General features: G+C 54.6%; 5 protein-coding genes. 1 reads left to right on the forward strand and 4 read right to left on the reverse strand.

Annotated features, from left to right (window positions below):
• Window positions 1–497 (forward strand): hypothetical protein (locus EII11_RS10565; RefSeq protein WP_165867149.1); only part of this gene is annotated, 497 nt, incomplete at its 5' end.
• Between the two features lie 127 nt (window positions 498–624).
• Here the strand turns inward: EII11_RS10565 and EII11_RS10145 are convergent.
• Genes EII11_RS10145 through EII11_RS10160 form a run of 4 tightly spaced genes read right to left on the reverse strand, consistent with a single transcriptional unit; the run spans window position 625 to window position 11,101 of the window.
• Window positions 625–2,643, reverse strand: coding sequence for a serine/threonine-protein kinase (locus tag EII11_RS10145; protein ID WP_124872410.1), 2,019 nt, complete (start codon window positions 2,641–2,643; stop codon window positions 625–627).
• Complete coding sequence (locus tag EII11_RS10150; protein ID WP_124872413.1) at window positions 2,643–6,917, reverse strand: FtsK/SpoIIIE domain-containing protein; 4,275 nt, start codon at window positions 6,915–6,917, stop codon at window positions 2,643–2,645. The genes EII11_RS10145 and EII11_RS10150 overlap by 1 nt, the downstream gene beginning before the upstream one ends.
• Before the next feature lie 25 nt (window positions 6,918–6,942).
• A complete protein-coding gene (locus tag EII11_RS10155; RefSeq protein ID WP_124872416.1) occupies window positions 6,943–8,223 on the reverse strand; it encodes an ABC transporter substrate-binding protein in 1,281 nt (426 codons plus the stop codon).
• 4 nt (window positions 8,224–8,227) lie between these two features.
• Window positions 8,228–11,101: a hypothetical protein gene (locus tag EII11_RS10160; protein ID WP_124872419.1), complete on the reverse strand. Its 2,874-nt coding sequence runs from the start codon at window positions 11,099–11,101 to the stop codon at window positions 8,228–8,230.
• Window positions 11,102–11,474: the final 373 nt, after the last annotated feature.

Below are 11,474 nucleotides of genomic sequence, written 5' to 3' on the forward strand. Positions count from 1 at the left end.
GTCATGGTGTGCAATACCTTGATGGTGGTCGCAGGATCATTCTTGGGCTTTTAGATAATCCGCAGAGTATCTTTGCGCGTGGCCCTCAAGAAATTAATCAACTTGCTCACAGTGACTACTGCCAGATGGGCAAGGCGTATTGGGGTGAGAATGCTGCCACTCATTCAACTGACTGGCGGGTGACGCCCCTTGATTTCGGTGAGGGTATCGCTGCTTTCCAGGCCGTGTACTGGGAGGGGAAAGGACTTACGCCTCCTCCGCCTGAACCGGTCGTAGAAGAAGGCAGGTTTATTCGTACTACGGCGCGAGCGTATGGGATTGTTGACGACACCTACATTATGGTGCGTATCGACCTGGAAAACTCTAGTGTTGAGCCGCCAACCGAGGAAGAACTGCGCGCCTTGTGGGATGCCCAGGTCGCTAAAGTCCGCTACTTTAAAGCTATCGAGTGCAGTGAAGAAGTCCTGACCCCTCAAAGCGGACAAACAAGCAAGTGAGCGCACCACGCCAAACCCTCCCACCCCACACCAGGCCTTGCCCTACTACCTCACGCGGGGTAACCTCGCCAACCACTGCGCCCTCGCCGTTGAAAAGTACAACCACCCCGGTTAAAAGGATCGCTGCCTATGATCCGTGGCCGGTGATTGATATGCGGGTGGGTTGAACGTCGTAGTTGCCGATGGTTGCGGTAATCTCGCAACTATTCGTGGGGAATAATGCTGTGACGGTTCGCCCATCCGCAGAGACGGACGCTGCGCCTTGGCAACGTTCTGAAAACCTCACAAGATCGGGGTGGTTCGCCGTAACAGCTTTCAATGGTGATGTGAGCTCCCCTTCCCCTGGTGAGACCAGCAGTGGGGATAGCGTATCTTCACCGTGTGGCCACAGACCGGTGATAGTCAATGGAATCGTCTGCCCCGAGGTCACATGACCTGGGCCGCTAATCCGCATTCCTTGGAGTCTTTGCGCCGCGTAAGAGGTGGCAACGACACTTTCATCCATCAAGGCCGATATTGTGGCCTCCGATGTTGTTGACAGCCAATCGTTAAGAGCCCGTTGAGTCCCCTCGCTCTGCTCGCCAAAGTCAAGACTCATCTGTCCTTCGACAGTCACGACCTTGCCCTGAGGCACAACGCCTGGGTCGACCGTCCATCCGCAGCGGGCCATAATCGAGGTTGTGGCACCCACATTCTTCGTAATGCCTGGACTCGTCCAGTCAACTTCAGCGCAGGCTCCATCAGGTAAAGTCAGCAGTTCAAAGAAGGGGCCGCTGAGGGGATTCTTTGCTGTACGGTAGTGCAGCTTGTAGGTCAGCACCTTGGTGTTGGGGTTGTATTCTGCTTCCCTGGTGATAGTCAGTCCTGATGGAAGTTGGTTGTCTTCGGAACGGGCGGTGGCAACTGGCTTTTCTTCCTCGACGGTCCAGGTCATGTCTCGTGTGAAAAACCACCCTGCCGCAACTAGTGCTGGGATCAGCAGTAGACCACCGACAATCGGCATAGCCTTGCTGTATCTCAAACGCCTCAGGAAGGCCGTTGTTTTATCTTTTCGGGACAGGGGCCCAAGCGGCTCTGGTTCTGTCTCAGAGCTTTTGAGGGCGTCAGGCAGCGGACGCAAAATCGTATGCGTAACACCGGGAGTGAAGTCAGGCAAATCAAGCGCAACAGGCCCAGCCGGTTCATTAGCGGCGGCACTATCAACTTCTTCAGAAGATGCGGCTGTTTTTTCCAGCGGGAGGGGCTTGATGATGGTCGCCGGGATGAATTGCGATGCATCTTGGGTTGGAGCAAATGCCTGCCGTTGGAAAGTATGACGATCCAGCGACTCGAAGGCGGCAATGAGCGTTTCAGCGTCAGGACGCTTTGCGGGATCCTTCACAAGCATTGAGTTCATCAATGCTGCGAGGCCTTCACTCACATGGGGTAATCCGGGCACATGGTAGGTCAGATGGCGTTGTAGTATCGCAGCCTGATCCTCTCCTCCAGCGAAAGGAGTGTGACCAGAAAGCATCTCGTACAACATGATGCCCACGGCGTAAATATCTGCCGCAGCATCGGCTTGACCTGACGCAATGAGTTCAGGGCTCATGTACTCCGGCGTGCCAATAAGTTGAGCGCGTTCGGGAGCTTTTCCCAGGATCTTGGAAATACCAAAGTCTGTTAGTTTAATTTGCAGAGGCGTATTATTGCCGTTGCCTGCTACCGCAAGGATGTTGTCTGGTTTGATATCTTGGTGAACCACTTTTTGGGCGTGCGCTACGGCCAACGCCCGCAGTACTCTCAAAGTGATTTCAGCGGCAAGGATCTCCGGCAGGGTCTTTTGCGACAGCAAAATGTCGCGAAGCGAACTGCCCGGTATGTATTCCATGACGATGCCGAGCTTGTTGCCCTCGGCAACCAAGTCAAGAACGGAAACAATCTCCGGGGCGCGAAGAGCGGTGAGAATAGTGCGTTCGTGAATGAAACGTGTGATGATATCAGGGTCTGAAGCAAACTCTTCGCGCAGAAGTTTTGCTGCGATGAGACTTCCGTCAGTTTTGCGTATACCACGCCATACGACGCCAGAGGCGCCTTCTCCAATAGGTGTTTCAAGGCGATAGTTGGCGCCGAAGTAAAACCCTTGGTCCTCACCGCTCAAATCCATTATTGTGCCTCTTCAGATTTTTCAAGCGTTGCTGCTTGAATTAACTCAGGCTTTCCTGCGGTACACAAATATCCGCGCGCTATGGACATCTTTACACTACCCCGACGAGGCAAGGTGACGCCCAGAAGCTCACCATCATAGTCAACGTTAGGGACTAACAGTAATCCAGCTCGTCCTTTGCCTACCTTTTTGGTCCAGTGATTGTACATTGAACGCAAGTCGTCGCTTCGTCCGGCCGCGATAATAAGAAGCTGAGATTGGGGAATCGCCAGCAAGTTAGAGATTGCTTGATCAGCGTCATCAATCTGTTCGGCGTCATCAATGAAAAGAACGGTTGGCTCTGCACTTACTCGCGCTTGAGCAAGGATGCCTGCGGCCTCGGTGTACAGAGCAACTTGGTCGAGTCCGGCATCATGGAGCGGTGATCTACGGCCTCCAATCCCCCAGAGGTTGATAGACAGACCCTGTTGAGTCGCGTCATGGCGGAGTCTCTGGGCGATGGCAAGGAGCGTGGAGGACTTCCCACTCCTAGGTGGCCCGGCGATGAGGATGTGCTCACCTTCGTAGACTTCAAGGTAGGCAGGAGCGAGATCGGCGTCTTTCAGTCCCACAGGGATACGCCACGGTTCACCACAGAGTTGAGATTGCATCGGAATCTCAAGCGGATCAAGCTTGGTCGGCAAAGAAGCAATTGCAGCAGTCTTTGCGTGTGCCTCACCGTAACGGTGTCGAAAATGGCGAACAGTTTCCTCAATACTCAGCGGAGAAATAGCCACATGCGTCTGATGGTGGCTTTCTGCGATGACGCAGCGTCCAGGAACCGGCGGTGGAATCTCAGCACGATCCACACCCGCAAGAGAATAGTCGTAGGTTTCTGCCAGTCGGAACAACCACTTTTGTGTGGTCACCTCATCAATTTGAGAGGGAATTGACTTCAATCGGGTTGAGGTCGCAACGCAGTGGATACCCACATCGGGACCTTTCTCCCACACCTGGTAAAAGGTCTCAAGGAGGTTGAGAGCTTCATAGTCTTTGAATTCATCGCGTAAAGTGGCCAAACCATCTAGGAGGACAAGCATTGGCTTGTACTCTCCTGGGGAGGACATACGCTTGCCAAGCTCAGCATGCAGGAATCGCAGAAGACGTTCTTGTAGTTCCCGGGAGGCAGTGCCGCCTGAAACGTACGCCCTCGTGTGAGGAAGATCCTTCAGTGCTTCCAAACCGCGTGATCCAAGATCAAGAATTAGAACGTCACAATCATCCGGCGTGTAGTTCGCAGCAGCAGCGAAAGCGATGGACATCAGCGTCGTTGTCGTACCCGATCCTGGAATACCAAAGAGAAGGAGGTTACCTTCCTTCCAATCCCAGCCTGCTGGATACTGACGTTGGCCGTCAGGATCATCACTGAGAGCAATCTGCAGCATGGTGGGGTTTTGAGGGGCAACCTTTTGCTGCGATCTTACGGGAAGGTCGGTGCCGAATTCGAGGTCGACCCGCTCACCAAGAGGCTCGGGCCATACCGGGCGTGGGGGAGCGTAGCCTGCTCGTTCATTGGCCTCACAAATAGCACTGATGAGCCTATCGAGGTCGTTATCTTCACCCTTTTTAGCGGCCTTGAATGTTGCTTCAGGGATTGGACGCCCGAGTTCCACCTCAATGACGTTCAGTGAGGAAGCAGAAGAATCGTCACTACGTCCTGTCACAAGGGCGGTCTGAATCGGCGAGATATCGTCAGCACCGAGTTTGACGTACGCTCGACCTCGTTGGTCTCGCCCAATTGCTGCCGCATGAGGAACATCAATAACATTTGCTGAGTCCTCGCGGCTTTGGACACGCAAAGCCACGCGCATATTTGTGTTGGCCAGAATGTCGTCGTTGACGACACCAGCAGGGCGCTGGGTTGCCAGAATCATGTGGACACCGAGTGTACGGCCAACTGCTGCTACCGACACCAGTGACGACAAGACTTCGGGGTATTCCTTGGCAAGTTGCTTGAATTCATCAACGACGAGGAGCAGCCGCGGCATCGGTTCAGCCGGGTTAGTCGCGAGGTATGCGTCAAGATTGTCGATGCCATCCCCCGCTTGAGCGAACTTCTCTTGGCGGTAGATCATCTCCGCTTCGAGGGCACGCAAGGCCCGATCTGCGAGCTGGGCATCAAGGTTGGAGACAGTGCCGATCGTGTGGGGAAGCTGATCACATGAGGCAAACGCGGCACCACCCTTGAAATCAATGAGAATGAAAGTGAGGTGCTCAGGATCAACTCGTGCGGCAAGACCGGCCACGAGAGAGCGTAGAAATTCGCTCTTTCCTGAACCAGTCGTACCACCGACGAGTCCATGGGGTCCATCCCGGACAAGATCAAGGCTGTAGACCCCATCTTCTGAGACGCCAATTGGAGTCGTGAAGTCGTTATGTGTCGACCACGATTCAAGGATCTTGTCGGAGTCAAGTTCGGATAATCCGAGCAGGGGAAGCAGGTGAGTAAGCGAGGGGAGCGTCGCGCCCAGATTCTTCGTTTCCGGGTCATCAAAACGAGCAAGTTTTCGGGCCCAGTCCTTGGCGTAGTCCATGGAAATACCGCTCGCTGTAACATGCGCGATTGTTTCACCGGTAGCAGGGTATGACACGGAAAGACTCGCGTCATGCTGTACGTGAATCACCGTTTTACACGCTGACGGAAGTTGATCTGGGCTAGCGGCGATGACAAAACCTGAAACCTGTGTAGCTCGCTGTCTTTCGGGCGAGCTCTTCTCCTCAATCTTCCTGCTCAACAGATCGCGAGCAGGGCAGTCACGTCCTTCAAGCAGGGTGTGTCCGTCCACAAGCATGACGAAGGTGCCTACCGGCAGGCCGTCGACATTATCGCGCAGTGATCGCAGTAGGGTCTGGCTGGATTCGGAGCTTGTTCCCAGCCAGATGTGATCAGGGTTGGCACCAGGCTGACGCAGGTGAGGTAGCCACGCGGTCCAGAGCCAGTCGAAGCTTCGTGCGTGGTCGGTAAAGATGCCGATATTCAGGTCTGCGGGTCCGACGTGGGTGGCGAGTTGACATAAAAGTGATCGGGTCAAGGCGAGGCAGTCTTCGCGTTGGCCCCAAATACCGATGGGGCCAGAAGCGAGGCTTACCTCGATGGGGGCTGCGGGAATGACAGCGCCATCAAGAAGTTCTTGGACCTCTTTTCTCTTTCTTCCCTGTGTTGCGCTACCTTCGAGGGGTACCGTGAATGGGGCATTACCGTCGCCGACATAAAGCGAAAGATAATCTGCTGCGTCGGCTCGCCGTTGCCACAGACGCGTGGATGGCAGCTCGGCTCGCACGTAGCTTGTCACTGTGTCAGGCACACGGGAACGTAGAACCGCCCGCTCCACCTGAGCAGCTTGTGCAATTTCTAGCGAAAAGTCTTCAATTGCCTTTGCGAACTTTTCTTCTTCTTCTTTCTCGCTCTTGGCTGCACGTCGCTTTTGTTCCCACCAAGAGCCAATCGCCATCACCGGAGAGAGGAGGGCGATCATAGCGAAGCGAAGCGATCCCATTACCATGACCATCATCACTGCCATGACTAGAGGGGCCAGAACCGCAATCCACGAGAATTTCGCGGCCTTTGGAGCTTCCTTCTTTACCGGGATTTCAAGAGACTCTGGTTGAGGTGGGCCAGCAAGACGGGGTGGGCGGTTGAAAGGAACCGTCCTTGCAGGAGTCGCTTTGGTATCCACACCCGGACGCGGAGCTGCTGACTCTCCGTACCCTCTTTGGAGAAGAAGCGTTGCTCCACCGACACTCAAAGTGGCGAATTCGTCAACAAGCACTCCGTCCTCATCAACGATTTTCTCGCCGTTAATAAAGGTGCCGTTTGATGATTGCGCGTCGCGGACCCGGACCTTATTTCCCTCAATGTTGAGAACACAGTGGGACCACGAGACGGAGGGAGAATCAAGACAGATGGTGGCTTCTGGGCTACGTCCAATTCTTAGGGCAGCCTTATTGTGGAGCGGAAGCACCTTACCAGCAGCCATGCCTCCGGCAATAAGAACTACCCATTCAGAGTCAGGCAGACTTTCGGGCGATTGAGGGCTAATTCGGCTCCCCTCAAGGAGGACTACATCTTCAATGGAATCGTGAATGTCAACCTGGTGATCATCAACCCATACCTGATCCCAGGTTCGCAGATCGCAGTGAGCTTCCTGCAGAATCTCTTCCAATGAGGTTTGAGGTGTGTAGTTGCGGACAACGAAAAGACGGCTACTTTGCCCCTCGGCAATAGTAATTCTCACCAGGTAACTCCCTTGTTTGGGGGCTCTACTCTTGGGATGTCAGGGGATCAAACCAGGCCAGCGGAACACGCGTAGGAGTCGCGGTCGCCTGGACTGCAACACGTCCTTCCCAGGTATTCGCACTCTGCGTGGAGAAATCGAGCTCCGCTCCAACCAATCCATCTTCAACGGTCATCGAAGTGCTCGCAAGAGCATCCTTCATCGGTATCGATTTCTGAGTAGCCTGTACGGCGGCACGCACGATGGAGATGAGCGCGTCGTGACTGCGGGCATCGGCGTAGGGGGCAACAAGATGAAATTCCTGTGACGCATCAAGAGACTTCTGGTCGGACTCGCGAGCCATGATGCCCGCGGCTTGTACGAAACTGCTTGCTCCTGCTCCCTGTCGGCTCGCCTGGAAAGCGATGATATCAGGGGTGGGAGTTCCAATTGTGCTCAGATCTCCCACACTGACACCTGACTTCACAAGCTCATCCATAAAAATAGGGTTCTGCCCAGCAGTAGTCGTCACGATGGGAAGTTGAATATTCCTTTCCCGGAGAGTGATGAAAAGCGTGGCAAGATCCTTTGCGTTACCTGCCAGGATGATGACATCCGCCTGAGCTTCCTCAATCTTTGCTACTGCCCCTTCAGCAGTTGCTTTTGCAGTACCGGGCCCGAAAACTAAACTGTCGCCTCCGAGTTGTAGTTGATGGCCAGCTGGCTGAATCAAGAAGGGCTTCTTCAGTCCCCTGCGCGTCAAGGTAGTCTCGAGCACCTTCTTCATCTGAACGTTGTCGGGAGCCATTGACCAAAGTTCACCGGATAGTTCATCGGGCGATGCATAGGGGAAGACCAGGGGAAGATCCACGCTAGCAGCCTCAGCGGTGAGCGCTTTGATATGAGTCCCCTCAGTTGCCGCGATTGCTGCAACGACACCTTTGGAGGTCAGTTCACGAATCGCATCCTTCGCACCTTGTGCGGTTCCCTTATCGGAGACTAAGTGTAAACGGACTTGTCCTCCGCTCTGGGCAATCCTCCAGGCCGCGACGTTTGCACCCTCTGCGCTACGATCCCAGCCACTTCCCTGAGCGTTGTCCTCTGTGTAGGAGACTATGACGCCTACATCTACCGCTTCAGTCATATTAGGAATCGTGATGCCTAAGGGGGAGGAAGCGTAGGGCTCTGGATTGTCTTCGGGGATGAAGTAATAAACTCCTGCTCCGACTGCGCACAGGGCCACGACAACAGCGAGGATGATGGCGATGAGGCGGCCCTTACCTTTTGGTCGCGCTCCATGATGGGTTGAGGGGATTGAGGAAGACATACTTCTACTTTCCAGCAATACGGAAGTTGTAAACGCTTACAAGTTCCGCACCAGTTGAAGACAAATCAGCGAAGGACGGCATGGTCTCAAGCCGCGCGAAGGAAGATCGCAGTTGTGCTGAGCGAAGCAATTGTCCTTCAAGATTGCCCCGCTGAACGGTATTGAAATCAGCCGTATCACTTGCAGATGCGGCCATCTGCAGATCGGCCACGCCGAGCTGGGCATTAGAAGTCGCCATGGTACCAAGCAGCCCTGTTCCCTTGTCTTTGTTTTCACCGATGTCAGCAAGGACTCGGCCAATGTCCTGAGACAGGAGAGCAGCAGCTCCGTCGGAGTCCTTCACCGCAGCGTTCACAGAACGCGAGACGGCGTCGACGCTTGCATTGAGCTTGCTTGAAGCCTCTTGGCTCAGAGCGAGGTTGCGCTCTTCGGTGACCTTCTTGGCTTCATCAAGGGAAGTACGGCCTTCACTAACGATTTCACTTGAGGCCTTACCCAGGTTCTCGATGATCGTAGCGACGAGTGCAGAGTTTGAAAGGCCCAGGGCAGTGGTAGTTCTCCACGTAGTCTTCGAGGTCTCTTCCAGGACACGTCGAGTCTCGACGCTGGCTTCAAGTGACGTGTTGTTGAGTAGATCTCGCACCCTTTCTTGGATGTGGTTCAGATCGGTGTGAAGCTGATCTACCAGCGGCTTAGAGCGATCCCGTTGCTCTTCGATGGTGGCTACAGCGGCCTTGAGCCCTTGGAGGTTGGTCGTAAGCGTTGATTCATCTGATGATGAATCTGTCCGGATCTTTGCAATCGCTTCGTCAATGGCAGCGCTTGCCTCATTCCACGTTGCGATGGCTTCTTCGATTTGAGTGGTCTCAGCATCATCGGCAAGCGCACTGGCCTTCACAATTTCTGTGTAGCGAGTACGATTCTCTTCATTCAGGGACTGCACTGAGTGCTCGGCGCTAGCGAGAGGCCGTTCATCGTTGGCTCCTGGAGCCGAGGGGCAACTGGTCTTCATGAGGAGTTCCAGGAGATCTGCTGCTACTTCTTGAGATACCTCTGGCTGGGCGGGAGTCGGAGTCGCTGGAGGGGTGCCAGGATTTCCATTACCGGGGTCTGGAGTTGGTGCCCCCGGGGTGGGTGCGGGCTGTCCGGGAGTTTCGGATACTGACGATGCCTCACAAAGCCGTGTTTTGGCTCGCGTGAGTCGTTCTTCGATCTGGTTACTCGAAGTAACACCTGCCTGGGCTTGCTCGAAGATAGGAGTCAAAGCACCTTGGAGTTTCTTGACACTGTCACGGATCTTGGAGTTTGCTCCCTTAACGGCGTCCAGCTTTTCTCCAAGGGAGGCGTTAACTGTGAAGCCTTCCATCTGAGTGGCTACCAGACTTAGCTTGTCGATGTCAGCCGACAGTTTATTCATTTGAGATGCTGCGTCTGCCGTCGGCAGTTCCTTCATCTGCTCAACTGCGCTATTCGTCTCGGTCTGAAGCTTTTTGATGGAGCTATCGATCTTGGTCTGCGTGGCGAACAACTGGCAGGTAACCGAGTCTGATGCGCTTTGGCAAGCGGCGTCCGTAGGCACTTCAGGACCTAGTTCTTGAAGTGTCTTCTTGTAGATCTCTTCACGGCATTGGTCACCCGCTTGGGCGTAGGCGTCAAGAGCAGCATTCATCGATAGAAGCATGCCGAATACGCCCTGCGGAGCGCGATCATCGGTTCTAACGATCTTTACTTCACACGCAGAGCCTTCGACCTCAAGCTTTGGAGCTTGCTGACGCGTGTCGCCAAGGAGTTCAGCTACTTGGCGTGTCGTTTGTGCGAGGCCGTTGGAGACCGCAGAGTCTGTTGCCTTCAGTTCGCCAGCAAGTGCACCGTTAAGAGAGTTGAGTGTAGTGGAGAGTCCTTGTGCTGATCCTCGGATCCTTTCGTTGGAAGCTTTCAGATCGGCGATGGTGCGGGCTCCGATACGGTCTGCAGAATCTTGCAGCCGCTGGCGGACCTCGGCAAGGGACTTACCTGATTCAGAGAATACCTCCTGCGCATGGGTGAGAACCTCGATTGTGCGGGTAGTAAGACGTCCCTCGCTGGTTTCGGCAGGGCGGAAGGCTGTGTTCATGAGTCCTTCCGCCGAGGCATCGGTGACGATACCTGGCTGGATGGAAATATCGAAGGAGGAAAGATCGAATTCATCTGTCTCTACTACCAGGGAGAACTGTGTAGCAGCGTCCAGCACTGGCGGAGCTAGCACTGCCGCCCACTGAACGATGGTGTCGCCCGATGCATCCCGAGAGACGACACCGTTAGTGGTAGTGCCTCCATTGGGCAAAGGGGTGGTAATAACCTGGGATGGGCTTCCCTTCAGATGGGTGGAGGCAACGACGGTCAACGGCACTCCGACGAGCTCCTGCCGGGTGAGGGAACGCCCATTGGCATCGAATGTGACTTCTTGGGCGGTGACAGTCAAGTTTTGAACGTCGAGGTCAATCCGCACCCGCCCCTTGGCACCATTGGCCTCAGCGAGGTTGGTGCCAGATTTCTCTGCTGTCGAATAGGAGGTGGCAACGCGAACCGGTAGATTCTGCGAATACTCAAGGGGAGCGTAAGACTGGCCGGTGGTATTAGCGTTTATACCCTCCTCGGTGACACTCACCTGAGTGTGGGAAGCTGAAATACTTCGGACAGCTCCGTCAGGTCCAAGCATGATTTCAACCGATTCGAGGCCTCTCTCAAGCGGAGCCGCCCCACTCGCGGCGAGTACTCCCGTAAGAGGAATGATGACCGCTGCGGGGAGAGCAACAGCCAAGATCCTGGCTGCGGCATGACGTCTTGTCCCCCAGTGACTGGTCCCAGTTTTTCCCCAGATAGGCGCGAAGCGTGTCATTGGTTTCTGTTCTCCTTGAGAGACCCGAATCGGAGGTCGAAGGAACCCTCCACCCCTACATCCTATATCTGGCCACCTAAACGGCATCTCATTTTCACATTGCACCATCTTGTCAAAAGGGTCACTCCTAGGCCCGCGTGGACGTTCTTGCCAGGCACAAGAGATTACCTATTGCGATTTCCTATGTGGATTGGTGTTTAAGCCGTTAGACTCGCTTTTAAGGGGCCTCAACCGGTCCTCATGGAATGAGGCATCCACTTTTCAACCGGAAGGATCATTGTTATGTCTCGCGTTCTTTCTACCGAGCAGGCCAAGGCCGCTATCCAGCAGATTCAGTCCATCATTAACGGTGGCTTGACTGACCAGATCTCCC

It is taken from the genome of Schaalia canis (assembly GCF_003858455.1).
In the GTDB taxonomy this organism is placed as follows: Bacteria; Actinomycetota; Actinomycetes; order Actinomycetales; family Actinomycetaceae; genus Pauljensenia; species Pauljensenia canis.

What these genes read in the sequence shown, in the direction of transcription:
- EII11_RS10145 (WP_124872410.1), bottom strand. Translation starts at nt 2,643, where the DNA reads ATGGATTTGAGCGGTGAGGACCAAGGGTTTTACTTCGGCGCCAACTAT.
- EII11_RS10155 (WP_124872416.1), bottom strand. Translation starts at nt 8,223, where the DNA reads ATGTCTTCCTCAATCCCCTCAACCCATCATGGAGCGCGACCAAAAGGT.
- EII11_RS10160 (WP_124872419.1), bottom strand. Translation starts at nt 11,101, where the DNA reads ATGACACGCTTCGCGCCTATCTGGGGAAAAACTGGGACCAGTCACTGG.